This is a genomic window from Methylobacterium tardum, assembly GCF_023546765.1.
GTDB classification, from domain to species: Bacteria; Pseudomonadota; Alphaproteobacteria; order Rhizobiales; family Beijerinckiaceae; genus Methylobacterium; species Methylobacterium tardum.
Map to the genome: position 1 here is coordinate 6,046,956 of NZ_CP097484.1, position 25,817 is coordinate 6,072,772.

23 protein-coding genes and 1 pseudogene are annotated in these 25,817 nt (G+C 71.5%); 14 read left to right on the forward strand and 10 right to left on the reverse strand.

Going from position 1 to position 25,817, the window contains the following annotated elements:
• Positions 1 to 2 precede the first annotated feature (2 nt).
• On the reverse strand, positions 3 to 431 hold the full coding sequence (locus tag M6G65_RS28965) for an anthrone oxygenase family protein (protein ID WP_373323658.1): 429 nt from the start codon (positions 429 to 431) through the stop codon (positions 3 to 5).
• A gap of 241 nt (positions 432 to 672) precedes the next feature.
• Here M6G65_RS28965 and rimP point away from each other — a divergent pair, with 241 nt between their 5' ends.
• From rimP to M6G65_RS29015, 10 genes are all read left to right on the forward strand, one after another.
• Positions 673 to 1,437: a ribosome maturation factor RimP gene (gene rimP / locus M6G65_RS28970; RefSeq protein WP_238194709.1), complete on the forward strand. Its 765-nt coding sequence runs from the start codon at positions 673 to 675 to the stop codon at positions 1,435 to 1,437.
• A gap of 64 nt (positions 1,438 to 1,501) precedes the next feature.
• Entirely contained in the window at positions 1,502 to 3,136 is a 1,635-nt protein-coding gene (gene nusA, locus M6G65_RS28975; RefSeq protein WP_250103188.1) for a transcription termination factor NusA, read from the forward strand.
• 148 nt (positions 3,137 to 3,284) lie between these two features.
• On the forward strand, positions 3,285 to 3,881 hold the full coding sequence (locus M6G65_RS28980) for an RNA-binding protein (protein WP_430929520.1): 597 nt from the start codon (positions 3,285 to 3,287) through the stop codon (positions 3,879 to 3,881).
• Positions 3,882 to 3,957: 76 nt separating this feature from the next.
• A complete protein-coding gene (infB, locus tag M6G65_RS28985; protein ID WP_238194712.1) occupies positions 3,958 to 6,903 on the forward strand; it encodes a translation initiation factor IF-2 in 2,946 nt (981 codons plus the stop codon).
• Positions 6,904 to 7,008: 105 nt separating this feature from the next.
• Positions 7,009 to 7,434, forward strand: coding sequence for a 30S ribosome-binding factor RbfA (gene rbfA / locus M6G65_RS28990; protein WP_238194713.1), 426 nt, complete (start codon positions 7,009 to 7,011; stop codon positions 7,432 to 7,434).
• Positions 7,435 to 7,487: 53 nt separating this feature from the next.
• A complete protein-coding gene (gene truB, locus M6G65_RS28995; RefSeq protein ID WP_430929521.1) occupies positions 7,488 to 8,516 on the forward strand; it encodes a tRNA pseudouridine(55) synthase TruB in 1,029 nt (342 codons plus the stop codon).
• A gap of 134 nt (positions 8,517 to 8,650) precedes the next feature.
• Positions 8,651 to 10,045 carry a dihydrolipoyl dehydrogenase gene (locus tag M6G65_RS29000; RefSeq protein ID WP_238194714.1) on the forward strand — a complete coding sequence of 465 codons (1,395 nt, stop codon included), beginning with the start codon at positions 8,651 to 8,653 and terminating at the stop codon, positions 10,043 to 10,045.
• A gap of 77 nt (positions 10,046 to 10,122) precedes the next feature.
• Positions 10,123 to 12,738 carry a histidine kinase dimerization/phosphoacceptor domain -containing protein gene (locus M6G65_RS29005; RefSeq protein ID WP_250104309.1) on the forward strand — a complete coding sequence of 872 codons (2,616 nt, stop codon included), beginning with the start codon at positions 10,123 to 10,125 and terminating at the stop codon, positions 12,736 to 12,738.
• A gap of 172 nt (positions 12,739 to 12,910) precedes the next feature.
• The gene (locus M6G65_RS29010) at positions 12,911 to 13,357 is read left to right on the forward strand and encodes a biliverdin-producing heme oxygenase (RefSeq protein WP_250103189.1); all 447 of its coding nucleotides are present in this window, start codon (positions 12,911 to 12,913) and stop codon (positions 13,355 to 13,357) included.
• 128 nt (positions 13,358 to 13,485) lie between these two features.
• Entirely contained in the window at positions 13,486 to 13,932 is a 447-nt protein-coding gene (locus M6G65_RS29015; RefSeq protein ID WP_238194715.1) for a DMT family transporter, read from the forward strand.
• A gap of 15 nt (positions 13,933 to 13,947) precedes the next feature.
• Here the strand turns inward: M6G65_RS29015 and gmk are convergent, their stop codons facing one another.
• The 8 genes and pseudogenes from gmk to M6G65_RS29055 form a co-directional block, all read right to left on the reverse strand.
• Positions 13,948 to 14,610 (reverse strand): guanylate kinase, encoded by a 663-nt coding sequence (gmk, locus tag M6G65_RS29020; RefSeq protein WP_250103190.1) that lies wholly within the window; start codon positions 14,608 to 14,610, stop codon positions 13,948 to 13,950.
• Positions 14,611 to 14,659: 49 nt separating this feature from the next.
• A pseudogene (locus tag M6G65_RS29025) lies at positions 14,660 to 15,534 on the reverse strand (YicC/YloC family endoribonuclease).
• Between the two features lie 117 nt (positions 15,535 to 15,651).
• Complete coding sequence (locus M6G65_RS29030; RefSeq protein ID WP_238194718.1) at positions 15,652 to 16,080, reverse strand: VOC family protein; 429 nt, start codon at positions 16,078 to 16,080, stop codon at positions 15,652 to 15,654.
• Between the two features lie 82 nt (positions 16,081 to 16,162).
• Positions 16,163 to 17,407, reverse strand: coding sequence for an endolytic transglycosylase MltG (gene mltG, locus M6G65_RS29035; protein WP_379010455.1), 1,245 nt, complete (start codon positions 17,405 to 17,407; stop codon positions 16,163 to 16,165).
• A gap of 318 nt (positions 17,408 to 17,725) precedes the next feature.
• Positions 17,726 to 18,616: a bifunctional DNA-formamidopyrimidine glycosylase/DNA-(apurinic or apyrimidinic site) lyase gene (gene mutM, locus M6G65_RS29040; RefSeq protein ID WP_238194719.1), complete on the reverse strand. Its 891-nt coding sequence runs from the start codon at positions 18,614 to 18,616 to the stop codon at positions 17,726 to 17,728.
• A 200-nt stretch (positions 18,617 to 18,816) separates the two neighbouring features.
• Positions 18,817 to 19,077 carry a Smr/MutS family protein gene (locus M6G65_RS34130; protein WP_250103191.1) on the reverse strand — a complete coding sequence of 87 codons (261 nt, stop codon included), beginning with the start codon at positions 19,075 to 19,077 and terminating at the stop codon, positions 18,817 to 18,819.
• 372 nt (positions 19,078 to 19,449) lie between these two features.
• Positions 19,450 to 20,643, reverse strand: coding sequence for a murein transglycosylase A (mltA, locus tag M6G65_RS29050; RefSeq protein ID WP_373323665.1), 1,194 nt, complete (start codon positions 20,641 to 20,643; stop codon positions 19,450 to 19,452).
• Positions 20,644 to 20,667: 24 nt separating this feature from the next.
• Positions 20,668 to 21,381 carry a Tim44/TimA family putative adaptor protein gene (locus M6G65_RS29055; protein WP_238194940.1) on the reverse strand — a complete coding sequence of 238 codons (714 nt, stop codon included), beginning with the start codon at positions 21,379 to 21,381 and terminating at the stop codon, positions 20,668 to 20,670.
• 337 nt (positions 21,382 to 21,718) lie between these two features.
• Here M6G65_RS29055 and secB point away from each other — a divergent pair, with 337 nt between their 5' ends.
• Entirely contained in the window at positions 21,719 to 22,219 is a 501-nt protein-coding gene (gene secB, locus M6G65_RS29060) for a protein-export chaperone SecB (protein WP_192706273.1), read from the forward strand.
• Between the two features lie 20 nt (positions 22,220 to 22,239).
• Here the strand turns inward: secB and M6G65_RS29065 are convergent, their stop codons facing one another.
• Complete coding sequence (locus M6G65_RS29065) at positions 22,240 to 23,115, reverse strand: LysR family transcriptional regulator (protein WP_238194721.1); 876 nt, start codon at positions 23,113 to 23,115, stop codon at positions 22,240 to 22,242.
• A gap of 88 nt (positions 23,116 to 23,203) precedes the next feature.
• Here M6G65_RS29065 and M6G65_RS29070 point away from each other — a divergent pair, with 88 nt between their 5' ends.
• From M6G65_RS29070 to M6G65_RS29080, 3 genes are all read left to right on the forward strand, one after another.
• A complete protein-coding gene (locus M6G65_RS29070; protein ID WP_238194722.1) occupies positions 23,204 to 23,764 on the forward strand; it encodes a DUF4865 family protein in 561 nt (186 codons plus the stop codon).
• A gap of 26 nt (positions 23,765 to 23,790) precedes the next feature.
• Positions 23,791 to 24,183 (forward strand): tautomerase family protein, encoded by a 393-nt coding sequence (locus M6G65_RS29075; protein WP_238194723.1) that lies wholly within the window; start codon positions 23,791 to 23,793, stop codon positions 24,181 to 24,183.
• Between the two features lie 135 nt (positions 24,184 to 24,318).
• Positions 24,319 to 25,551 (forward strand): MFS transporter, encoded by a 1,233-nt coding sequence (locus M6G65_RS29080; RefSeq protein ID WP_238194724.1) that lies wholly within the window; start codon positions 24,319 to 24,321, stop codon positions 25,549 to 25,551.
• The last annotated feature ends 266 nt before the right edge of the window (positions 25,552 to 25,817 follow it).

The window sequence follows — 25,817 nt, forward strand, 5'->3', positions numbered from 1 at the left end:
CGTCAGGCGAGCGCCCAGAGGAAGCAGGCGGCGGCCGCAGCGCCGAGTGCCGAGCGCACCGCGTGGAGGACGTTCCACCGCCCGATCAAAGCACGGGTGGCGCCGTCCGCCGCCTCCGGTGCGGTCGCCATCAGGATCCGGTTCGTCGGCAGGATCGCCAGAATCGTCCAGGGCCAGTTCGCCAGCATGAGTACCGCGCCGGCCAGGAAGCCGGCGCAGCCGCTCGTCCACCACGCCGCGGTCCCGAGCAGGAAGCCGATCACCGCCAGCGGTGCCTGCAGCGCGAAGCCGCGCCTATAGGCCGGCTTCCACTCCGTCAGTAGCGCGCGATCATCCAGGGCCAGGCGGGCGGGCTGCTCGACGATGTTGATGTAGAGGGCCGCACCCGTGAACAGCGCCGCGATCGTGAGAGCGAGGAGACCGGTCAGCATGAAGGTCAGAATACCATCGGCCCGTGACAGTCGCACGCCCCATGCGCCGAAACGGTCTTGAACTTTCCACGAGCCGCGGCTATCTGATTTGCAACAGTTCTGATGGCAGTCGCGAGGCTGCGGTTCGGGAGTGGGCCCCACCGGGTCCGCTCTTTTTTTTCGCCGCACAGCCTCTCGCCGCTGAAGGCCGCACGCTGCGGACGGGCCGGCAGAACGTCGCGAAGGTTGCGCGCTCAAACCCATGTCGTCCGAGATCGAAGCGGATCTGTCCGAGAAGCGCCTCGTCCGAGAGGCCGGCGTCGCTGCGCGCGTCGCGCAGGCGATCGAGGGGCCGCTCGAGGGCCTCGGCTTCCGGCTGGTCCGGGTGAAGGTGTCCAACATCAACGGCTGCACCGTGCAGATCATGGCGGAGCGACCGGACGGCACCTTCACCATCGACGATTGCGAGGCGGTGAGCCGCGCGATCTCGCCGATCCTCGACGTCGATGATCCGGTCGGGGGCGCCTACAACCTGGAAGTCTCCTCGCCCGGGATCGACCGGCCGCTGGTGCGGGTCTCGGATTTCGCCCGCTGGGTGGGCTACGAGGCCAAAGTCGAGCTGAGCCCGCCGCTCGACGGGCGCAAACGCTTCCGCGGGATTCTCGGCGCGCCGGACCCGGCTGGGCTGACGGTCCCGATCGATCTGCCCGACGTCAAGGAAGGGCTGCCGAGCCGCATCGACCTGCCGCTCAAGAACCTTGCCGAGGCCCATCTCGTCCTCACCGACGAGTTGGTCCGCGAGTCGCTTCGGCGCGGCGGCCCGCCTGCCGAGGATGAGGCGGACGGGGGCGCGGACGAGGAAGTTGCCGAGGATCGCGCGGCGCCGCCGGCCCGAAGCCCCTTCCGCCCGCAGGGGCCGAAGAAGGCCAGCCCCACGGCGAAGCCCAAGCATCCGGCCCGGACCGGTCCCAAGAAGCCGATCGTGACCAAGGCATCCCGGCTCAAGGACCGCGACTCCCTGCACTGAGACCCCAGCGTCGGCCGCCCAGCGGCCGGCCCGAAGATTTGACGGAAGAGAAGGACCGACACCGATGGCCGTCGTCAGCGCCAACAGGCTCGAACTCCTCCAGATCGCCGACGCGGTCGCCCGCGAGAAGGTGATCGACCGCTCCATCGTGATCGACGCGATGGAGGAAGCGATCGCCAAGGCGGCCCGCTCCCGCTACGGCGCCGAGACCGACGTTCACGCCGAGATCGATTCCAAGACCGGGGCGCTGCGCCTCTCGCGTCACCTCCTGGTCGCCGATCAGGTCGAGAACGACGCCCGCGAGATCACCCTCGATCAGGCCCGCCGCTACAACCCGGGCGCGCTGGTCGGCGACGTGATCTCCGACACCCTGCCGCCCTTCGATTTCGGCCGCGTGGCCGCGCAGTCGGCCAAGCAGGTCATCGTCCAGAAGGTCCGCGACGCCGAGCGCGCCCGCCAGTTCGACGAGTACAAGGACCGCATCGGCGAGATCCTCAACGGCGTCGTCAAGCGCGTCGAGTACGGCAACGTGATCGTCGATCTCGGCCGTGGCGAGGGCATCGTGCGCCGGGACGAGATGATCCCGCGCGAGACCTTCAGGCCGGGCGACCGGATCCGCTCCTACCTGTTCGACGTGCGCTCGGAAGTGCGCGGCCCGCAGATCTTCCTGTCGCGCTCGCACCCGCAATTCATGGCCAAGCTGTTCGGGCAGGAAGTGCCTGAGATCTACGACGGCATCGTCGAGGTGAAGGCGGTGGCCCGCGATCCCGGCTCCCGCGCCAAGATCGCGGTGATCTCCCGCGACGGCAGCATCGACCCGGTCGGCGCCTGCGTCGGCATGCGCGGATCGCGCGTGCAGGCCGTGGTCGGCGAATTGCAGGGCGAGAAGATCGACATCATCCCGTGGTCCGAGGACGAGGCGACCTTCATCGTCAACGCCCTCCAGCCCGCCGAGGTGGTGAAGGTGGTGCTCGACGAGGAGGCCGACCGCATCGAGGTGGTGGTGCCGGACGACCAGCTGTCGCTGGCCATCGGCCGCCGTGGCCAGAACGTGCGCCTCGCCTCGCAGCTCACCGGCTGGGACATCGATATCCTCACCGAGGCCGAGGAATCGGAGCGCCGCCAGAAGGAGTTCGCCGAGCGGACCCAGGTGTTCATGGAGGCGCTCGACGTCGGCGAGACCGTCGGCCAGCTGCTCGCGGCGGAAGGCTTCCGCAACGTCGAGGAGATCGCCTACGTCGACATCCAGGAGTTGTCCGGCATCCAGGGGCTCGACGAGGAGACCGGTACCGAGATCCAGGCCCGCGCCCAGGACCACCTCGCCCGGATCGAGCAGGCCCACGACGCCCGCCGCACCGAGCTCGGCGTCGCCGACGAGCTGCGCGAGATCGAGGGCATCACCACGCCCATGATGGTCGCTCTCGGCGAGAACGACGTGAAGAGCGTCGAGGATCTGGCGGGCTGCGCCACCGACGACCTCGTCGGCTACACGGAGGGCCGCGGCCCCGAGGCCGTGCGCCATGCCGGTTACCTCGACGGGTTCGACCTGTCCCGCGCCGAGGCCGAGGCCCTGATCATGTCCGCCCGTCTGAAGGCCGGCTGGATCGAGGCCCTGCCGGAGCCGGAAGGCGAGGACGGCGCGGATGCCGCCGAGGGCCATGAGGGCGACGAGGCCGCGCCGGCGCAGGCCGAGGCCTGAGCGAGAGGCGGCGCGGAGGCGCGATGGTCGCGGTCGACACGACCTTGCCCGAGGACGGGCTGGTTGCCGGGGGCTCGATGCCGGCCCCGGCCGCCGCGCGCCTGAGCGGACCTGCATCGTCACGCGCGTCGCCCAGGCGCCGGACGCGATGATCCGATTCGTGCGCGGGCCCGACGGCAGCGTCGTGCCCGACCTGCGCGCCAAGCTGCCGGGCCGCGGTGCCTGGGTCAGCGCCCGGCGCGCGGTCGTCGCCGAGGCCGTCCGCAAGAACCTGTTCTCGCGGGCCTTCAAGGGGCCGACCCCGGCCGCCCCCGACCTGCCGGACCGGATTACCGCGGCACTCCGGGACGACCTGCGGCAGGCGATCGCGCTCGCCAACAAGGCGGGCTGCATTGTGGCGGGCTTCTCGAAGGTCGAGGCGGCGATCGGCGGGCAACCGTGCGCCATTGCGGTGATTCATGCCGCCGAGGCGAGCCCGGACGGCCGGCGGAAGATCGCCTCGGCCTTGCACAGGCGTCACGGCGGGGCCATGTCAAGGATCCCGATCATCGATGACCTGTCCGAAGACGAATTGGACATGGCCTTAGGTCGGGATCATGTGATACACGCTGCGCTCGTCGCAGGAGCCGGAGCCGCCGGCTGCCTGTCGCGTTGGCGTCGGCTACGCTCCTTCGAGGGCGCCGCCGCGGCGACCGGGGAGCCCGATCCAGCCCGAATCGGCGGGATCGGCGAAGCCTCACGTTGACGACGCAGGACTATTTTGACCGGCGCCACCGGGTGTCGGTTCACGGGACGATGGAAACCCTCAGGGTTCAGGCTGAATGAGCGATACGAACAACCCGGGCGACAAGACTCTGAACCGGACTTCCCCGAAGCCGCTCTCTCTCAAGCGGCCGATCGAGGCGGGCACCGTGCGTCAGAGCTTCTCCCATGGCCGCTCCAAGCAGGTCGTGGTCGAGACGGTGAAGCGCCGCGTCATCGGTGCGGCACCGGCCGCCCCTGCCCGTGAGCCTGCCCCCGCTCCGCGTCCGGCCGCTCCCGCGCCGACGACGCCGCCCCCGCGGCCTGCGCAGCGCGCCGCCTCGGGCGTTGTCCTGCGCACCCTGAGCGAGCAGGAGAGCGCCGCTCGCGCGGCCGCCCTCGCCGACGCGCAGCGTCGCGAAGCCGAAGCGCGCCAGAAGGCCGAGGCCGAGGCCGCGGCGCGCCGCCGCGAGGCCGAGGAGCAGGCCCGCCGCGAGCGTGAGGCCGCCGAGGCGCGCCGCCGCGAGGAGGAAGAGCGCAAGGCTGCGGCTGCTGCCGCTGCTGCCGAGGCGGCGGAAGCCGCCAAGGCGGCTGCTGCCGCGCCCCCGCCTGCACCCGCTGCCCCGACACCGGCCGCCGCGCCCGCCGCCGAGGCGCCGGCCGCCGCGCCGTCTCGTCCGGCTCAGGCTCCTGCGCAGCCCGCCGCTGCATCGGCTCGCCCGGCTGCTGCGGCCCAGGCCCGTCCGGCCGCGCCGGCTCGTCAGCCCGATGCCGCTCGCCCGGCCGGCGCGCGGCCCGCGCCCGCCGCGGCTTCGCCCGCTGCCCCGCGCCCGCCGCTGACGCCCCGTCCGTCCACGGGCGAGCCGCGCAAGACGATCACGGCCGATTCGCGCAAGCCGCGCGACCTCAACTTCATGGCCCGTCCGGCCCCGGCGCCCGAGCCCGAGAAGAGCGCGACGCCGACGACCGCCGCGCGTCCGGCCGGTGCGGGTGCCGCAGCGCGTCCTGCCGGTCGCGGAGCCCAGACCAACGACGACGAGTCCGAGACCAAGCGGGTGATCCGCCGTCCCGGCATGCCGCTCAAGATTATCACCCCGCCCAAGACGCCGAAGTCGCCGGGTGGCGACCGCAACCGCGGCCGCCTGACCATCGCGACCGCCACGTCGGGTGAGGACGAGCGCACGCGCTCCGTGGCGTCGTTCCGCCGCCGCCAGCAGCGGATGAGCGGCCGCGGCCACGTCGAGCAGAAGGAGAAGCTGTCCCGCGAGGTGACGATCCCCGAGACGATCACCATCCAGGAACTCGCCAACCGCATGTCGGAGCGGGCCGTGGACGTGATCCGCATGCTGATGAAGCAGGGCCAGATCCACAAGATCACCGACGTGATCGACTCGGATACCGCCCAGCTCATCGCCGAGGAGCTCGGCCACACGGTGCGGCGCGTCGCCGAGTCCGACGTCGAGGAAGGCCTGTCGTCCGACGAGCCGGATCTCGAGGAGGATCTCGATCCCCGTCCGCCGGTGGTCACCATCATGGGCCACGTCGACCACGGCAAGACGTCGCTGCTCGACGCGATCCGCAAGGCCAACGTGGTCGAGGGCGAGGCCGGCGGCATCACCCAGCATATCGGCGCCTATCAGGTCGCGGCTCCGTCCGGCGACATGATCACCTTCATCGACACCCCGGGCCACGCGGCGTTCACGTCGATGCGCGCCCGCGGCGCCAAGGTCACCGACATCGTGGTGATCGTGGTGGCGGCCGATGACGGCGTCATGCCCCAGACCATCGAGGCCATCCAGCACGCCAAGGCGGCGGGCGTCCCGATGATCATCGCGGTCAACAAGATCGACAAGCCGGACGCGAAGCCGGAGCGGGTCCGCACGGAACTGCTCCAGCACGACATCCAGGTCGAGTCGATGGGCGGTGAGACCCTCGAGTTCGAGGTCTCGGCCAAGACCGGCGCCGGCCTGTCCGAGCTGCTGGACGGTATCCAGATCCAGGCCGAGATCATGAACCTGCGCGCCAACGAGAAGCGCGACGGCGAGGGCACGGTCATCGAGGCCCAGCTCGACCGCGGGCGTGGTCCCGTGGCGACGGTCCTGGTTCAGCGCGGCACCCTGTTCACCGGCGACATCGTCGTGGCGGGCGCCGAGTGGGGCCGCGTGCGCGCCCTGATCGACGACCTCGGCGAGAACGTGCAGTACGCCGGACCGTCCGTGCCGGTCGAGGTGCTGGGCTTCAACGGCACGCCCGATGCCGGCGACCGCGTGATCGTGGTGCCGAACGAGGCGCGCGCCCGCGAGGTCACCGAGTACCGCGCCCGCCAGAAGCGCGAGCGCCAGAATGCCCGGACCGGCGGTGCCAACCGCTCGCTGGTCGACATGATGCGCGACCTCAAGGAAGGCGCCGGCCGCAAGGAGCTGCCGGTCGTCATCAAGGGCGACGTGCAGGGCTCGGTCGAGGCGATCTCGGGCGCGCTGGAGAAGCTCGGCAACGACGAGGTCGCGGCCCGCATCCTCCTGTCCGGCGTCGGTGGCATCACCGAGTCCGACATCACCCTGGCCCAGGCGTCGAAGGCCGTGGTCATCGGCTTCAACGTGCGCGCCCACAAGGAGGCCCGCGAGGCCGCCGAGCGGGCCGGCATCGAGATCCGGTACTACAACATCATCTACGACCTCGTGGACGACATCAAAGCCACGCTGTCGGGGATGCTGCCGCCGACCCTGCGGGAAGATCGTCTCGGCGAGGCGACCATCCAGGAGGTCTTCGAGGTCTCGAAGGTCGGCAAGGTCGCGGGTTGCCGCGTCACCGACGGTATCGTGGAGCGCGGCGCCCATGTCCGCCTGATCCGCGACAGCGTCGTGATCCACGAGGGCAAGCTGAAGACGCTCAAGCGCTTCAAGGACGACGCGAAGGAAGTCACCTCCGGCCAGGAGTGCGGCATGGCCTTCGAGAACTTCGAGAACATGCGCGCGGGCGATGTGATCGAGTGCTACCGGGTCGAGGAGATCCGCCGCACGCTCTGATCGTCCGGACCCGTCCGGACAGGGCGGCCGCGGCACCCGCCGCGGCCGTCTTTTCTTTTTTCAGAACGTGAGCCGGCCACCCCAGCGGCGCCGGCCCGAGACAGAATGGCCCAGAAACCCACTTCCACCGGCCCCTCGCAGCGCCAGCAGCGCGTGGCCGAACTCGTGCGCCACGCGCTCGCCGAGGTGCTCCAGCGCGGCGACATCCAGGATCCGGTGCTCGGCACGCATGTCGTGACCGTGCCGGAGGTGCGGATGTCGCCCGACCTGAAGCTCGCCACGGCCTACGTCATGCCGCTCGGCGGCCTCGACGAGGCGCCGGTGATCGCGGCCCTGGAGCGGCACCGGAAAGTGCTGCGCCAGGAGGTGGCGCGACGCGTGAACCTGAAATTCGCGCCGGAGCTGCGCTTCCGCCGCGACGAGACCTTCGATGAGGCGGCCCGCATCGATAAGCTGCTGCGGGACGAGCGTGTGCAGCGCGACCTCGATTCCGGGCGCGACGACGAACCGGAGACCGGGACGGGGCATTGAACCCTGTCGCCGAACAGAAAGGGACGGGGCATCGACCCCGGGGACATGCGGACATGACGGTTTCCATGGAAGATCACCCGCCGGCCGAGCGCGCCGCTCCTGCTCCGGGCGCAGAGCGCCGGGGTCCGGAGGGACGGCGCCCGCAGCGCGGGCCCCGTCCGGACCGGCCGAAGCGTCGGGACGTGTCGGGCTGGGTGATCCTCGACAAGCATGTCGGCATGACCTCGACCCACGCGGTGGCGGTGGTGAAGCGCGCCTTCAACGCCAAGAAGGCTGGCCATGCCGGCACCCTCGACCCGCTGGCCTCCGGAATCCTGCCAATCGCGCTGGGTGAGGCGACCAAGACCGTCCCCTTCGTGATGGATGGCCGCAAGGCCTACCGGTTCACCGTGCAGTGGGGCATCGAAACCGACACCGATGATGCCGAGGGACGACCCGTGGCGACCAGCGACGCCCGGCCCGACCGCGCGGCGGTCGAGGCGGCGCTGCCGGCTTTCGTGGGTGCGATCGAGCAGGTGCCGCCGCGCTACTCGGCCATCAAGATCCAGGGCGAGCGCGCCTACGATCTCGCCCGCGAGGGTGAGGTCGTGGAGCTGGTCGCCCGGCCGGTGCAGATCGACCGGCTCGCGGTCGCCGAGCATGACGGCGAGCGGACGGTGATCGAGGCGGAATGCGGCAAGGGGACCTACGTGCGCGCCCTGGCCCGCGATCTCGGCCGCGTGCTCGGCTGCTACGGCCACGTCTCGGCCCTGCGCCGGACCCGTGTCGGCCCGTTCTCGGAGGCCGAGGCGTGCCCGGTCACGGTGCTGTCGGAGGGCACCCCCGAAGCCGCGCTGGCCTATCTGCGTCCCGTCGAGACGGCTCTCGATGCCATCCCGGAGGTCGCCGTCTCCCGCGATCTGGGTCTGCGCCTCATGCGGGGTCAGCCGGTGATCCTTCGGGGCCGCGACGCTCCCGTTGAAGGCAAGGCGTTCGCGACCTGCGCGGGGATCCTGGTCGCCGTGGGGGATGTGGAGCGCGGCGAGTTGGTGCCGCACCGGGTTTTCCACCTCGGCGGCACGGCCCCCGGCCGCAGCGCCTGATCCCATGGCCCTGCGCCGTCGGCGACGGCGCGCGCGGGGCCCCGGCCGGTTCGGATCGGGCTGAGGCGCGAGCGCGCAGGTGGAACGAACCTGAGCCGTGAGACTTTGGCCCCGGCGGAATGTCCGGGGTGGTGATGCGCGAACTCGATGTCGATGTGGCGGTGATCGGGGCCGGAACGGCCGGCATCGCCGCGCATCGCGCCGCCACGGCCGCCGGTGCCCGCGCGGTGCTGATCGAGCGCGGACCGGGCGGCACCACCTGTGCCCGGGTCGGCTGCATGCCCTCCAAGCTGCTGATCGCCGCCGGTGCCGCCGCCCACGCGGCCCGCAGCACCGATCTGTTCGGAATCCGGGTCTCTGGCGTCACCGTCGACGGCCCGGCCGTGCTGAAACGCCTGCGCGCCGAGCGCGATCGCTTCGTCGCCAGTGTCTTCGAGGGGCTCGACGCGCTGCCGGACGGCACCCGGATTGCGGGCAGTGCCCGATTCGTCGATGCGCGTACCCTCGTCGTGCAGGGTCAGGCGCAGATCCGGTTCCGCGCGGCTGTCATCGCCACGGGATCGAGCCCGGTCGTGCCGGATCCGCTCCAGGGATTGGGTGAGCGCCTCCTGACCACCGACACCCTGTTCGAGATTCCCGACCTGCCCGATTCGCTGGCGATCCTCGGCGCCGGCGCTGTCGGGATCGAGATCGCCCAGGCGATGGCGCGACTCGGCGTCGTGGTGACAGTCATCGATGCCGGCGACACCGTCGCCGGCCTGTCCGAGCCTGCCCTCAACCGGCAGGCGATCGAGATCTTCGGCGCGGAGTTCGACCTGCACCTCGGCGCCCGGGTGCAGGGGGCCGCGGCCGACGGTGACGGCGTGCGGGTCGCCTGGACCGATCGGGCCGGGCAGCCGCAGGTCACGCGGGCGACCCGCATCCTCGCTGCGGCGGGCCGGTCCCCCAATCTCGCCGATCTCGATCTCGAGGCCGCCGGCCTGCGCGTCGGCGAGGGCGGGGTACCGGATTTCGACCGCCGCAGCCTCGTCTGCTCAGGGGCGCCCATCCTGATCGCGGGCGATGCCGATGCCTGGCGGCCGGTGCTGCACGAAGCGAGCCGACAGGGCGCTATCGCCGGAGCCAATGCCGCCGCCCTGGCCGCCAGCCGTGCCGTCGAGGCTCCTGCGCCCCTTCCAGGCTTCGCCATGGTGTTCACACACCCCCAGGTTGCTGTGGTCGGAGCGCCTCACGATCCCGAGGACCAGGACCGCGTCGTCGGAGGGATGGATTTCTCCGATCAAGGGCGGGCCCGCGTCGAGGGCCTGAACCGCGGCGGGATCCGCCTCTGGGCCGATCGGAGCGGCCGGCTGCTCGGCGGCGAGATGCTGGGCCCTGCCGTGGAGCACCTTGCCCATCTGTTGATTTATGTTCTTGCCGAGGGCCGCACGGTGAGGAGCCTGTGCGAGAGACCGGCATATCATCCTACAGTTGAGGAAGGACTTGTGAGCGCAATGTCCGACATTCAACGAAAGATTTACGGGAGTTGATCTTGTCGCGACCACAATCGTTGCGCTTCGTCCGATCGTGCCGTCATATCCGATTGAATGAGCTGGTTTCGTTCCTGATGCCGCCGAGCCAGGCCCCCGATAACGGCGTCGACCTCGACGTGCTCGCGCCCGACGCGATCGACCGCCTGGATCAGGGCGTCATCGGTCTCGATGCGGCCGGAGCCATCGTGGCGTTCAGCGAGGGCGCGAGCGCGATCTCGGGCCTGTCACGCGACGCCGTCCTGGGACGCAACTACTTCCGCGACGTGATGCCGGGCACCAACGTCCCGAGCTTCCGGGGCCGCTTCCTCGCCGGCGCCCGTCGCGGCGCCCTGGATGAGAGCTTCGACTATGTCTTCGGCCGGCTGCCGCAGCCGCTGCGGGCCCGGGTCCATATGCGTCATGGAACGATCGCGGCGGGTGCTCCGGTGACGTGGCTGACCATCGATCCGCTCGAGAGCCTCGGGGCCGGTCTGTCGCGCGAGGCCGTGATGGCGGCGATCGGGCAGCGCGTCCGGGCCGAGCCGGTCGATGCCAGCATCTGCGAGCGCGAGCCGATCCACATCCCCGGCTCGATCCAGCCCAATGCCGTGATGCTCGCCGCCGACGCGGCGACCCTGCTGGTGCTCGCTTACTCGGCGAACGTGTCCGAGATCGTCGATCCGTCCGAGCTGCCGCTGGCGGGCCGCCCGCTCGCCGATATCCTGCCGGCGGCGTTCATCGAGGCGGTTCAGGCGCGCTTGGCGAGCGGGACCCTGGATGACGGCCGCTCGGTGCGTCGCCGGCTGCTCCTTCCGGGCCGGAGCACGCCTTACCATGCCGTTGCCCATGCCCATGCCGGGCGGCTCATCGTCGAACTCGAGCTGGAACCCGACTCGGCCGACGACTTCGCCACGGCCAGTCAGGTCGACGTCGAACTCGCAGTCGGTCGCCTGCGCGAGGCCGCGACCCTGGCGGATGCCGCCCGGATCGCCGCCCTCGAGATCCGCGCCCTGACGGGCTTCGAGGCGGTGCTGGTCTACCGGTTCGACAGCGACTGGAACGGCGAGGCGGTGGCCGAGGACAAGGTGCCCGATTGGTCGCGGAGCCTGCTGGGGCTGCGCTTTCCGGCCTCCGACATCCCGGCCCAGGCGCGTGCCCTCTACACGAAGGCCAAGAGCCGCTTCGTGATCGACCGCGACAGCGTGCCGGTCGGTCTGGTCGCGGCGCCGGCCGCCGGCAACGCCCCGATCGACCTCACCTTCGCGCAGCACCGGACGCTGTCGCCGATCCACTTGGAGTACCAGCGCAACCTCGGCGTGAACGGGTCGATGTCGATCTCGATCATGGTCGAGGGCCGGCTCTGGGGCCTGATGATCGGCCACCACCGCCGTCCGCATTACGTCACGCCGGAGACCCGCTCCGCCGCGACGGTGCTCACCGACGCCTTCGCCATGCGGGTGCAGGAGATCGAGTCCCGCCGGCTCTGGGACGAGCGCCAGGCCCATCTCGATGTCGAGGGGCGCCTCGTGCGCGGGCTGACCCGGTCCGACGATTTCGTGGCGGCCCTGACCGGCGGCGCGACCACGCTGCTCGACCTGTTCAGCGCCACGGGTGCCGGCATCGTCTCGGGTGAGCGGGTCACGCAGATCGGCCGGACGCCGCCGCCCGACATGATGGCGGCGATCGCGGGCTGGCTGCGGGAACGGATGCCCGCGGGGGAAAGCGTCTACAGCAGCAACAGCTTCACCTCCGAGTACCTGGAAGCGGCGCCGCACCGCGAGATCGCGAGCGGCCTGCTGGCCGCCTTCGTCGACGAGTCGCGGGAGAACCTGCTGCTCTGGTTCCGCCCCGAAGTGCCCAGCACGGTCACGTGGGGCGGCGACCCGCGCAAGCCCGTTCTCGCCGGAAGCGGCCCTGTCGCCGTGCTGCCGCGCCGCTCCTTCGAGCGCTGGGTGGAGGAGCGCACCGGTTTCGCGGCACCCTGGGCGGAGTGGCAGCTCCAGCTCGCGGCTTCGCTGACCGAGGCCGTGGAGGGCGTCGTGCTGCGCCAGAGCCGCAAGATCGACGAGCTGACGAGCCTTCTGGCCGAGAAGGAGCGCCTGCTCGAGCAGAAAGACTTGCTGACCCGCGAGATCGACCACCGGGTGAAGAACTCCCTGCAGATCGTCTCCGCCTTCCTGCAGATGCAGCGGCGGCAGATCGCCGACGGCGAAGCCCGGCAGGCCTTCGCCGATACCTCTGCCCGGGTGATGAGCGTCGCCCGGGTGCACGACAGCCTGTATCAGGCGGAACGGTTCGGCGAGGTCGATCTCGGCCAGACCATCGAGAGCCTGTGCAACGATCTTGCGGGACTCGCCGGCGACGGACACGCCGTGGATATGTCCGCGGAGCCAGGCCTGATGGTGCCCTACCGCAAGGCGGTCGCGCTCTCGCTGATCGCCACGGAACTCGTGACCAACGCCTTCAAATACGCCGCGAATCCGGCCGGGGGCGGCCGCGTCGAGGTGAAGGTCTCGGCCTCCGGTCCCGGAGAGGTCCAGCTCCGGGTCTGCGATGATGGCGCCGGCCTGCCCGACGATTGGGCCGACGCCAAGGCCCGCGGCAAGGGATCCGGCCTGGGCATGAAGCTGATCCGGGCGATGCTCGAACAGATCAACGCCCGGCTCGACGTCGCCAACAATCCCGGCGCCTGCTTCACGATCACCGCGTGAGCGCACCCGGATCGATGGGCCGCGACAGCCTGCATGCCGGGCTTCGGACGGCCACGGGGCCAGCCCACCGGCCCTGGAGGATTCCCTCGACTGGCGGGCGCGCGTCGCGACGCTTCCGGGCTATCGCACCCTGCTGGCGCGGCTCCACGGTTTCCATGCGGCCTGGGAGCCGGTGATCGGCGCCGAGCTGGCCGATGACGCTTTTCTCGCACCGCGGCGCCGCCTCGCGCTGCTGGCCGCGGACCTCCAGCATCTCGGACTGAGTCCCGATGCGGTGGCCGCGCTGCCGCTGCCGATGCTCGGCGGTCGTGAGGGGCCTATCCTTCGAGGACCGGCCGCGGCCACGGGCGCGCTCTACGTGCTGGAGGGCTCGACGCTGGGCGGCAAAGTGATCGGCCGGCATATCGCCGACCTGCATGGCCTGTCCGGCGCCGGGCTCGCCTATTACCGGGCGCACGGCCCGGCCGCCGGGGCGATGTGGGCGACCCTCCGGGCGCGGCTCGAAACCTTCGCGGACGATCCGGCCGCGGAAGCGGTCCTGACCGGAGCCGCGGTGGCCACCTTCGCGGCGATGCGCGCGTGGCTGAGCCCCGCGCCCGAGGGTGCTGCCGGGCCCTGAGCGCCGCATATCCAGCCGGTCGGCGCGCGGGTTTCCCATGAAAGCCAGCAGGCACGGCATTTGACGGGCCGCGTCGGAGCGGCTGTCACTCCGGGTGGATCAACCCCTCCGAACAGGCCCGTTCACCGATGCTCGCTCTCGCGATACCCGCCTTGCTCGCTATCCTGGCAGGGGCCGGCCTCGTCCTGCAGCAGATCCTGAACGCGAATTTGCGCGTCGGGCTCGCCTCCGCGTCGTGGGCGGGATTTGCCAGCTACGCGGTCGGTCTCACCTGCATGGCGCTCCTGGCCGCAGCCCTGCGCGATCCCGTGCCGGCGGCGAGCGTCGCGGGGCGTATCCCGTGGTGGACCTGGAGCGGGGGCCTGTTCGGCGCCCTCTTCATCGGGCTGGCGATCCTACTCGTCCCGAAGCTCGGCGCCGCGACCTTCTTCGCCCTCCTGGTGACGGGTCAGATGCTCGCCTCGATCGTGTTCGATCAGTTCGGCCTGCTCGGCTTGGCGCAGCGATCCGTCGATCTGCCGCGCCTGATCGGGGTCGGGCTCCTGATCGGCGGCGTCGTGCTGATCCGCCGATAGGAAGGCTCCGGGCCTCTACGGTGTCTCGGCCAGCAAGCCGTCGGCGAACTGCGCCAGCCCCGTGCGGCGCGCGCGCTTGAGCCGCTCGGCCGCCAGGATGCCCTGCAGCGCCTTGAAGGCGTTCTGCAGGTCGTCGTTGACGATGACGTAATCGTACTCGACCCAGCGCTGGATCTCGGTCCGGGCGTTGGCGAGACGCTTCTCGATGGTGTCGGCCGAATCCTCGGCCCGACGCTCAAGGCGCTGGCGAAGTTCGGCCATGCTGGGCGGCAGGATGAAGACCGTCACGACATCCTGGGCCAGCTTCGCGCGCACCTGCCGTGTGCCCTGGTAGTCGATGTCGAAGATCATGTCCCGGCCGGCCCCGAGCACCTTCTCCACCGGCCGGCGGGGCGTCCCGTAGAAATTGCCGTGGACCTCGGCCCACTCGAGCAGGTCGTCGCGGCTGCGCAGGTCCTCGAACGCCTCGCGATCGATGAAGTGATAGTGGCGCCCGTCGATCTCGGACGGGCGGCGGGACCGCGTGGTCACGGAGATCGACAGGTCGAGCGCCCAGGCCGGATCCTGCGCGATCGCCCGTGTCAGGGTGGTCTTGCCCGCCCCGGAGGGCGAGGACAGGATCAGGATCAGCCCACGCCGCGCGATGGGGTCGAAGGCGCCGCCGGCCGGCTCGGTCATGCGCGTGTCTCCGCGGGGTTCGGCATCCATTTCCTCACGTCTCGACCGGTCATTCGATGTTCTGGACCTGCTCGCGGAACTGCTCGACCACGGCCTTCAGGTCGAGCCCGATCCGCGACAGGGTGATGTCGTTGGCCTTCGCGCACAGGGTGTTGGCCTCGCGTCCGAATTCCTGAGCCAGGAAGTCGAGGCGGCGGCCGATCGCGCCGCCGGCGGCCAGCAGCTCCTGGGCGCTGGTGACATGGGCCCTGAGGCGGTCCAGCTCCTCGCGGACATCCGCCTTCCCGGCGAGCAGCATGGCCTCCTGATGCAGGCGGTCGGGATCGAGGCCGCTGCCGCCCAGCGCCGCCACGGCGGCCGCCAGCGCGCGCGCACCGCCTCGGGCTGGCGCGCCGGGTTGTCCTCCGCGGCCTGCGTCAGCGCGGCGATCCGGGCGACCTGGGCACCGACGACCTGCTCCAGCTGACGGCCCTCGGCGTGGCGCGCCTCGGCGAGATCCGCGACCAACCGGACGACGCCCGCGGCGAGATCCCGGGCGAGCGCCTCCGTGTCGGTCGCCTCGTCCTCCGTCTCGATCACGCCACGGATGCCGAGCAGCCCGTCCAGGGTGGCGGGTGCCACGCCCTCGGGAACCGGCACCCGGGCTACGGCCTGCGCGAGACTGGCCAGAAGAGCCTCGTTGATCCGGACCCGCGTCGTCGCCTCCGGCCGGGTCAGCGTCAGCGTCAGCTGGCACTGGCCGCGGGTGAGGGTCTTCTGGAGGGCCGTGCGGGCGGTCTCGCCGAGGCCGTCATAGCCGGCCGGCACGCGGACGCGCACGTCGAGGCCGCGCCCGTTGACGCTGCGGACCTCCCAGGCCCATTGCACCGGCCCGGTGGTGCCCGCCGCGCGGGCGAAGCCGGTCATGCTCGCGATCTGGGCCATGGCGACCCCCATCCCCCCTCGAAGATCGGGGCCTGTAGCACGGATCTGCGGGTGGGGAAGAGGTCGGTCGGTTCGTCGGCGCCGGCGAGGCCCCCGGAGGACAGGGGCGCGGCGGGATCACGCGCCGGGCTGACCCTGCGTCACGGCCGCCGCGTCCATCCACATCAGCTCGATCACGTGGCCGTCGAGATCCTCGAGGTTGCGGCTGTACATCATCTCGCCCATCGCCTGCGGAGCTCTGAGGTCTGCGCGTCCTCCGGCGTCGACCGCCCGCGCGACGCGCGCATCGACCGCGGCCCGGCTCTCCTCCGACAGGCAGATCAGCACCTCGGTGGCGGCGCGGGCGTCGGCGATCGGGCGCGGCGCGAAATGGGCGAAATGCGCGTGGCTGAGCAGCATCACCACGATGGCGTCGGAGAACACCATCGCGGCGGCGGTGCCCGGCTGGGAGAAGCGGGCGTCCCGCTCCGCCCCGAGGGCCGCGTAGAATCCGGCCGCGCGTTCGACGTCGGCCACGGGCAGGTTCACGAAGATCATCCGGGGCATCCGGCTCTCCCTCCCGCGGCAGGCGGCTCGACGTCCGGCCGGGCGTCTCGGAAACGGCGGGGCCGCGATCCGGCCCCGGCCGTCAGCGCCGACCGCGCGGCGCCGGCGTCGGATCGGCGAGGGCGGGGACGGTCTTCGGCGAGCCCAGATCGTAGCTGCGGTTCTTCAGGGGATCGAGGCGCGTGCCCTCGGATGCGTCGAACGCCCGCGAACTCGGCGCTCCGGTTTCGAGGAAGGCCGCGTTCGTGTTGGTTCCGTTCCCCGCGGGCGCGCCGCCCGGCGCGTAGGCCGAGGCGCGGCCCGGCGTCGCCGGATCGGGGCCGGGCTCGACCTTATCGACCGCGTCCGGCGGCGCCTGCCGGCTCTTCTCCACCGCCCGCCAGCGGGCGACGTTGCGCTGATGCGCCTCAAGCGAATCGGCGAAGGCGTGCCCGCCGGTCCCGTCCGCCACGAAGAAGAGGTCCTTGGTCCGCGAGGGGTTGGCGACCGCCTCCAGGGCAGCCCGGCCGGGATTGGCGATCGGGCCCGGCGGCAGGCCCTCGATCACGTAGGTGTTGTAGGGCGTCGGCCGGTCGATCTCGGAGCGCATGATCCCGCGGCCGAGGGTGCCGCGGCCGCCCACGAGCCCGTAGACGATCGTCGGGTCGGATTGCAGCTTCATCCGCTTGTTCAGGCGGTTGATGAACACGCCCGCCACCCGCGGACGCTCGTCGGCGCGGCCGGTCTCCTTCTCGACGATCGAGGCCAGCGTGACCATCTCGGCCGGGGTCCGGACCGGCACGTCGGCGCTGCGCCGGAGCCAGATCTGGTTCAGCACCTCGCGCTGCTTGGCCTTCATCAGGTTGACGATCTGCTGCCGGGTGGCGCCGCGCTCGAACTTGTAGGTGTCGGGCAGGAGCGAGCCTTCAGCCGGGATGTCGTTGACCTCCCCGGTGAGCACGTCGTTGTCGTTGAGGCGGGTCACGATCTGCTCGGAGGTCAGGCCCTCCGGGAACGTGATAGCGTGCTGGACCTGCCGGCCGGTGGCGATCGTGTCGAGCGTGTCGGCGATGCTCGCATGCGCCTTGAACACGTACTCGCCGGCCCGGAGCGCCGGCCGGCCGCCGAACCGGGCGGCGAACTCGAACAGGCCGGTATGGTCGATCACGCCCTCGCGCTTCAGCGTGTCGGCGATCTCGGACGTTCCGCTGTGGGTCGGGATCACCACGACCTTGTCGGCCGCGAGTGGTCCCGGCTCGCGGACCTGCCGCTGGAACAGCGTGATCCCGATCATCGCCGCGATGGCGATCACCACCGCGAAGGTCAGCGCCCCGCTGACGATGCCCACGAGCCCGCTCCGCTCGCGCTCGGGCTTCTCCGGCGGCGGCGGGGCGGCGGTCGGCTTGATCGCCTCGCCGGGCGAGCGCGGCGAGAGCCGCTGCGGCAGGGCCGGCCCGTCCGTCGGATCCAGCGCGGTGGTCTCGGGCGCGGGGGCTTTGAGCGGCGGAAGAACATCGGGATCCTGTCTGGGCCCGCGCGACCCGTGACGCGTCGCGGGCCGGGATCGGCTGCCCGCAACCGGGTGCGCACGTCGAGGGCTCTGACCCTAACCGGGTTTGTGGCGAAAATGCCGTTTCGCGGCGCGAGAGTCGACGGATCGGTGCCGTCAGCCGGGGGGCTGACAGGCGGCGCAGAAGAAGGTCGAGCGGTTGGCCTGCACGATGCGGGTGATCGCGCCGCCGCAGCCCGGCCGGCTGCAGGGCAGGCCGACGCGGTCGTAGACCCGGAAGGCGTGCTGGAAGGCGCCCGAACGGCCGTCGGTCTGGGCGTAGTCGCGCAGGGTCGAGCCGCCGGCCTCGACCGCCGCCTCCAGAACCGTCACGATCGCCTTCGCCAGGGCGTTGGCCTTAGCGGTCGGGCGACCGTCGGGCTTGGCGAGGCTCCCGGCCGGGGCTTCCGGATGCAGGCGCGCCCGGTGCAGCGCCTCGCAGACGTAGATGTTGCCGAGGCCCGCGATCAGCCGCTGGTCGAGGAGCGCGGCCTTCAGCGGCGCGGACTTGTGGCGGAACAGCCGCGCGATCACCGCCCCCGTGAGCCCGTCGAGGGGCTCGACGCCCATCCGGGCGAAGTGGCGGCAGCCGGCGAGATCCGCGCTCGGGACGAGATCCATGAAACCGAAGCGGCGGGCATCGTTGTAGGTGACCGTGGCGCCGGTGCTCATCGCCATCACCACGTGGTCGTGCTTGGGGGTGCCCTGGGCCCCTTCGAGGTAGAAATCCCCCGGCGACAGGTTGCGGCCGTCGGGCAGCGCCACGTCGAACCGGCCGCTCATGCCGAGATGCATGATCAGCGTCTCGCCCGAGTCGAGGTCGGCGGTCAGGTACTTGGCCCGGCGCGCGAGATGCGTGACGGCCCGCCCCTCGAGCCGGGCGGCGAAGCGCTCCGGGAACGGGAAACGCAGGTTGGCCCGGCGCAGGGTGACGCGGCTGAACCGCGCCCCCACCAGGGCGGGGGCCAGTCCGCGCCGTACGGTCTCGACTTCGGGAAGCTCCGGCATCTCTCGAACGGCTGTGTGCGCGGCGCCGCGTGCGCCGGGCCCCGATATTGGCGCGAACGGGCCCTGCCGCAACAGCGTGGCCCCGCGCGGTTTGACGCCCCATTGGGTCGAGCAAGACGGCCAGAAGGCGCCTCGGGGTGGGCGGGGGAGGTCGAAGGCCGTGCCGTTGGACGATCCGGACCGGAACGATGCGCGATGCCCTATCGGCGCCGCAGGCGCACATAGAGCGCGCCGCCGCCGCCGTGGTGGCGGGCGGCCTCCTCGAAGCCGAGGACGATCCCGCGCAAGTCTGGCCCCCGGAGCCAGTGCGGCACGCTGCGGCGCAGGACTCCGCGCTCGGCGAAGGCTTCGGAATAGCCCGGTCCACCCTTGCCGGTGACGACCAGCACATAGGCATGTCCGGCAGCCCGCGCCCGGAGCAGGAAGCCCGTGAGCGCGGCATGGGCCTCCGCCTGCACCATCCCGTGCAGGTCGATCCGCGCCTCGATGGGGAGGCGCCCGCGGCGCAGGCCGACCTTGGCGGTCCGCTCGAGCCCCGCGCTCGGCGCGTGGTGCTGAGGCGGCGCACTGGTAGGGGGCAGCGGTCACGGGACGCGGCGGTGCCGCTGCCGGCTTGGGCGGAGGCTTCGCCCGCGGCTTCTTGGCGGCTGGTGCCGCGCTCGGCTTCAGGATCGGGGCCGACAGGGCCGGCATGGTGGCGGTCGGCGTCGCCGGGGCAGGGGCGGCCTCGGAGATCGGCGACGCGCGTCCGGGTAGCGGCGTCACCAGCTTGGCGATCGCGTTCCAGAGCCGGGCCTCGCCCGCACTGAGGCGGCGCCCGCGGCGGGGCGGCCTCACGGCGCCCGCTCCTGGGCCGCCTTGCGCTTCGGCAGCAGGACCACGAAGCCGACGGCATCGCGCAGGTTTCCGGCGACGATGCCGGCCCGGGCACCGGTGCCGACGAAGAGATCGCCGCGGGCCGGCCCGACGATCGCCGATCCCGTGTCGGCGGCGATCACGAGGCGTCCCGCCGCGCCTTCGGCTCGATCGGGCAGCTTTCCGGCGAGCCAGAACGGCAGCCCATAGCGCCAGAGGCCGGCATCCACCGCGAGGCTGTAGCCGGGGCTCAAGGGCGCGTTCGCGGCCCCCGGAGGGCCGAGGGCCGGATCCGCCACGTCGGCGAGGCGGAAGAAGATGTAGGAGGCATTCGCGCGGATCAGCCGGCGGGCGGTGTCGGGATGGTCGCGCAGCCACCCGGTCCAGCGGGCGAGCGTCAGGCCCTCGAGGGGCAGGTGCCCCTCCTGCACGATCAGCTTGGCCACCGCCGTGTAAGGCCGGCCGTTGCGCCCGTCATACAGGACCCGCACCGCGCGCCCGTCCGGGAGGCGGACGCGCCCCGAGCCCTGCACCTGCAGCACCAGCAGATCGACCGCGTCGCGCAGCCACAGGATCGGCCGTGCCTGCGCGCCGAGCGCCCCGTCCTCAATGGCGGCGCGGTCCGGATAGGGCGCGAACCCGGCCGGGGTGGCCCGTGCGGCCCGCAGGGATGGATCGAGGCCGGGGCGGGTCTCGCCGGGGCCGAGGGACACGAGATCGTCGGGGCGGGCGAGCACCGGCGTCGGGAAATCGGCGCTGGGATCGAGGGAGCCCTCGAGCTCCGGCTCGAAATAGCCGGTCAGGAAGCCGGGCTGCCCGGCGCCCGGCCGCTCCACGCGGAACGCGTCGAAATGATCGCGGAAGAACGTGGCGGCATCCGGAACGTCGCCCGCGGACGCCGCGCAGGCCTCGGCCAGGGCTGCGGGATCACCCGCCACACTCGCTTGCTGCGGCAGGGCCGGGGGCGGCGCGGCGCAGACCCGGCGGAAGGCGTCGCGCGCGGCGGCGGGATCCGGGCCGGGAAAGCCCGGCACAGTCTCGATCGCGACCGGCGTCAGGACGGCGCCGCCGACCGTCTCGGGTGCGGCGCTGGCCGCACGGGTCAGGACGAGCTGGGCCAGGGCGAGCGCGGCGACGACAGCCGGAACGGTTCCGGATCGGAGGCGTGGCAGCGGCACGGCTTGGCTGCCACGCGTTCAGGCGCCGGCCTCGGTGGCCACGAGCTGCCAGTTCGGGTCGCGCGAGCCGAGGGTGCGGGCGAAGGTCCAGACATCCGGCACCTCGACCACGGTCTCGGCGCTGCCATCGACCACCTTGCCCTCCGCGTTGCGGGTGGCCGTGATGAGGTTCGACAGAAAGCGCACGGTCACCTGCGCGACGCGGTTGCGCACCTCGACGGCGACGATCTCGGCCTTGTCGATCGACACGAAGGTGGTCTCCAGCGTCTGCCGGTTGCGCTCGCGCTCGACGATCGCGCGCTCAAATGCCTCGCCGACCTCTTTGGACAGGAGCCCGCGCAGGGTCTTCCGGTCGCCCTTGGCGAAGGCGATCATGATCGCCTCGTAGGCCGACTTGGCGCCCTCTAGGAAGGCGCGCGGATCGAAGCCCGGCTCGGCTTGGACGCAGGCCTCGAGGCCGCGCGCGATCTCGGAGCCGGGCTCGGCGATCCCGCGCCAGTCGCGCGGTGCCGCGGCCGGCGGCGGCGCGGGCTGAACCCGGTCGGCGCCCGGCAGGCGCACCACGTTGTCGCCGTCGGACCGCGTCTGGGGCTCGGTGCGGCTGCGGTCGACCGGCTTGAACGGCGAGCGCTCCGCTCCGGTCTTCTGACCGAGCACCGAGCGCAGACGCCAGATCACGAAGACTGCGAGCGCGAGGAAGATGATGGTCGTAACGTCGAAACTGTCCTGCATCACCGATCCGATGGTGGCCGCGGCAAGACCCTGTGCCATTTGCTCAGGTCAGACGCGGTGCGGCGCCGTTGAGGCACGCATAGGTCCTGGCGACTCATATCCGACCAACGCGTAAGGAGCGAGCCGGTTGTGCGCGTGCGGAGTCGGCTCGCGCGACTTGATCGCGATATGGGTCGCTCGGGCCGGCAACGCCAGCGTCGCGCCAGCTCGCTTGTCCAGGGATGGTCCGCGTGCTAGCGGCCCTGCAGTTTGGGCAGTTCCGCGGCTTTATCCAGCGGCACCCGCCGCGACACCAACCCGCGCCGGCCGCGCCGGCTGATCGAGAAGGATGATCCGCATGGCCGATTCCCCGGCAGCGAACGGCAACGGCGGCGGCATGCCGCAGGGCGACGTACCGACCATCAACGCCCTGGCGCAGTACACGAAGGATCTCTCCTTCGAGAATCCGAACGCGCCGCGCTCGCTGCAGCCCAAGGAGGGCCAGGGGCCGCAGATCAACATCCAGGTCAACGTCAACGCGCAGCAGCTCTCCGAGACCGATTTCGAGGTCGAGCTGAAGCTCGAGGGCGACGCCAAGGTCCAGAACGAGGTGCTGTTCGCCTTCGAGGTGACCTACGCGGGCGTGTTCCGCCTGCTGAACATTCCGGCCGACCAGATCCATCCGGCCGTGATGATCGAGTGCCCGCGCCTGCTGTTCCCCTTCGCCCGCCAGATCGTGGCCGAGGCGGTGCGCAACGGCGGCTTCCCGCCCCTGTACATCGACCCGATCGATTTCGTCGGTCTGTACCGGCAGAAGATGATCGAGCAGCAGGGCGCCCAGGGGCCGCTCGCCTCCTGAGGCTCACGACCGGCGGCCCGTCAGCGGCCGCCGGGGTTCCGGTAGGCCGCCGCCAGAGCCCGCAGGGCCTGGGCGGCGCGCCCGTCCAGGCGGCGGGCGCGCAGCACGATCCAGGTCCGGGGCAATTCGGGTAGGCCGAGCCGCGCGCCGACCTCCATGGCGCCCGGCGGCGCGGTGCTCGGCGCCAGGGCCGCGACCGCGAGGCCGGCCGTGACCGCCGCCCCGACCGCCAGCACGCCGCCGCCGACGAAGACCTCGGTCCAGGGCAGGCCCGCCGTGTCGAGGACGCGCGTCGCGGCACCCCGGACGTTGCACGGACCGGCGAGACCGGCCAGCCGCAGCGGCTCGCCCGCATGTGGTGCGGGAAAGTCCGGCGCGGCAAACCAGCCCAGGCGCTCTTCCGCCAGCACCGTTCCGTCGTGCCCGGACGCCGCTTCCGTGCGCAGTATTACCGCGTCGTAGCCGCCCTCGCCGGGCACGTCGAAGGCGGTCGCGAGATCGCGCGACGCCACGATCCGAACCTCCGTGACGAGACCGGCCCCGTCGAGGCCGAGCCGCCGCAACAGAGCGGGGAGGTCCGGCCCGGCGACATGGTCGCTGATGCCGAGGCTCAGGCGGGCCGGCACCGTCCCCGCGACTTCCGCCAACGCGCTGTCATGCGCCTCCAGAAGCCGCCGGGCCGCCGGCAGGAACTGCGCGCCCTGCCGGGTCACGGCGACGTGCCGCGGCGTCCGGTCGAGGAGGCGCGTGCCGAGCCTGTCCTCCAGACGCTTGAGGCGCAGGCTGATCGCCGCCTGCGAGGTGGCAAGCGCCTCGGCGGCACGCGTGAAGCTGCCGAGATCGGCCACCCGCACGAAGGTCAGGACACCGTCGAGATCGAGAGGAGGGGCGGTCATAAAAATATGAAATGACAGATATCGGTTGCGATATGTCGCAGTTATCAAACCGTCGTGCAAGCTTGCGGGCGCCAATGAGGTTTGCCCGATGCTGATCGCCCGATACCGTCACCGCCTGCCGGCCGACTACGACATGAACCGCATCCGTGCTCGCGTCGCTGAGCGGGCACCCGCCTGGGACGTCATGCCGGGGCTGGTCCTCAAGGCTGTCACGATTGAGGAGCGGGGCCGGGGTGGGGCGACGAACGCCTACAGCTCGCTCTATCTATGGCAGGACGCCAGCGCGGCGGCCGCCTTCCTGGCCGCTCCCGCTTTCCGAGCCGTCGTCGACAGCTTCGGGCGACCGCGTGTCGAGACTTGGCTGCCCTCGGCGGTGGATTTCGGGCCTGCCGCCACGGCCCTTTTCCTATCGGAGGAGTCGCGCCTCGTCGCCCTCGAGGAGGATCTCGCCACGCTGAGCGAGACCGAGCGGACGCGCGGCCGCGCCATCGCCGGCGAGCCCGGCATTCTCGGAACATTGGTCGGCCTCGATCCCGAGGGCTGGCGGCTGACCCGCTTCACGCTCCGGTCCGAGCCGGCCGCCGGTACGCCGGCCGTCGCGATCGCGCATCTCGCCCGTCCCGGCCTCGCCGCGGCGCGCGGCCGCTGATCACCCGGCTTCCTTGGAGTGTCACGATGCCCCTGACCCGTATCTCCCTGCGCGCCGGCACGACAGAGGCTTACCGCGCCGCCCTCGTCTCCGGCATCTACGCCGCGATGCGCGAAACCTACGCGGTGCCGGACGGCGACCTGTTCACGGTCATCCACGAGCATGCGGCAGCGGATTTCATCTTCAGCCCGGAATACGTCGGCATCCGCCACAGCGCGGATCTCGTGATCGTCCAGATCGTCGCGAGCGCCACCCGCAGCACCGCCCAGAAGCGGGCCCTCTACGCCGCCATTGCCGACAATCTCGGCCGCGATCCCGGGGTGAATCCGGCAGATGTCATCATCACTCTCGTCGAGGTCTCGCCCGAGAACTGGTCGTTCGGTCACGGCCTGATGACGTATGGACCTTCCGAATCCTGAGCCTGCGACGCGGATTCGCGCGGTCCACAGGTCCGGCGGCATACGGCCGCGGTTCGGTGCCGCGACGGGCGGCCCGGGCTTGACCGTAACCGGGTGCAAGTCCAGGTCCGGGGCCCGAAATGGCTCCAGGATCGCATGGCTCCCACCGCTAACCTTGCCCTGATCAACCTGTTCATCGGGGATATCCAGGGTGGCCTCGGGCCGTTCCTGGGGACCTGGCTGGCGGAGGCGGCATCGTGGAGCCCCGCGCGGGTGGGGTTCGTCATCACCCTGGTCGGGTTCGGCACCCTGTTCCTCAGCGGCCCGTTCGGCGCATTGGTCGACCGCTCCCGCTCGCCGCGCCTCCTGATCGCCCTGGCCTGCGGGGCGATCCTGGCGGGCACGTTGCTGCTGCTTCCGGCGCGCAGCTTCCCCGCCGTGCTGTGCGCGCAGCTTCTCGCGGCGGCGGGCGGGACCCTCCTACTGCCGGCCGTCGCGGCCCTCACCCTCGGCATCGTCGGCAAGGACCGCTTCCCGAAGCAGCAGGGCCGCAACCAGGCGTTCAACCATCTCGGCATCTTGATCGCCGCCGGCGGCATCAGCCTCGGAACGGGCTATTTCGGCCCCGCCATCGCGTTCTGGGTCCTCGGCGGGATGGCGGTCGCGGCGATCGCGGCGACGCTGACGACGCCGGCCGGCGCCTGGAACCGCCGCCGGGCCGTCGGCTGGAAAGAGGACGACGAGGATGAGCCGGAGCGCAGCGGCATCCGGCAGGTTCTCGGCAACCGCCGGCTGCTGGTGCTGACCGTGGCGCTGACCCTGTTCAACCTGGGCAACGGCGGCATGCTGTCGCTGCTCGGCCAGAAGCTCGTGGCCACCGCCGCGGACGCCACCACTTGGACGGCCCGCTACGTGATGGTGGCGCAACTGGTGATGGTGCCGGTGGCGCTGTTCGCCGGATCGCTCGCGGACAAGCGGGGTCGCCGCCAGATCTTGATGGTCGCCTTCGCGGTCTTGCCGGTGCGCGCGCTGATGTCGGGCCTGATTGACGATCCTGTCTGGCTCATCGCCGCCGAGGTGCTGGACGGCGTGGCTTCTGGCATCGTCGGCGTGGCCGTGCCGGTGGTGGTGGCCGACCTGACCTGGGGCTCCGGCCGGACCCAGACGGCGCTGGGCAGTGTCAATGCGGTGCAGGGTGTCGGAGGCGCCCTGTCGAGCTGGTACGGCGGCTTGGCTTACAGCATGGTCGGCTGGACCGGCGCGTTTCTCGCCCTCGGGCTACCGGCGCTGATTGCCCTCGCGCTGGTGATCTGGCTCGACGCAACCCCCGAGCCCGGCCGTCGCCGCCGTCGGCGGGAACGGCACGGCGCCGTCGTCCAGAGCGCTTGAACCGGCAGCGCGATCAGGGCGCCGCAGCGACCCGTCTTTGCGAGCGCAGCGGAGGCCTCGAAGGAGGCTCCAGCCAGCCGCGCGATCCCTGGTGCCCTCCTTCGAGGCCCGCTGACGCGGGCACCTCAGGATGAGGGGGAGGGATCGGGCACCGCGGCTCAGGATGCGGTCCTTTCCTCTGACCCAACGCGGTCGGGAGCTAGATCGCGCTACGTTCTCGGCTTCTCGCTAACCCTGAGCCGCTTCACCACACGCGTTGAAGGCGG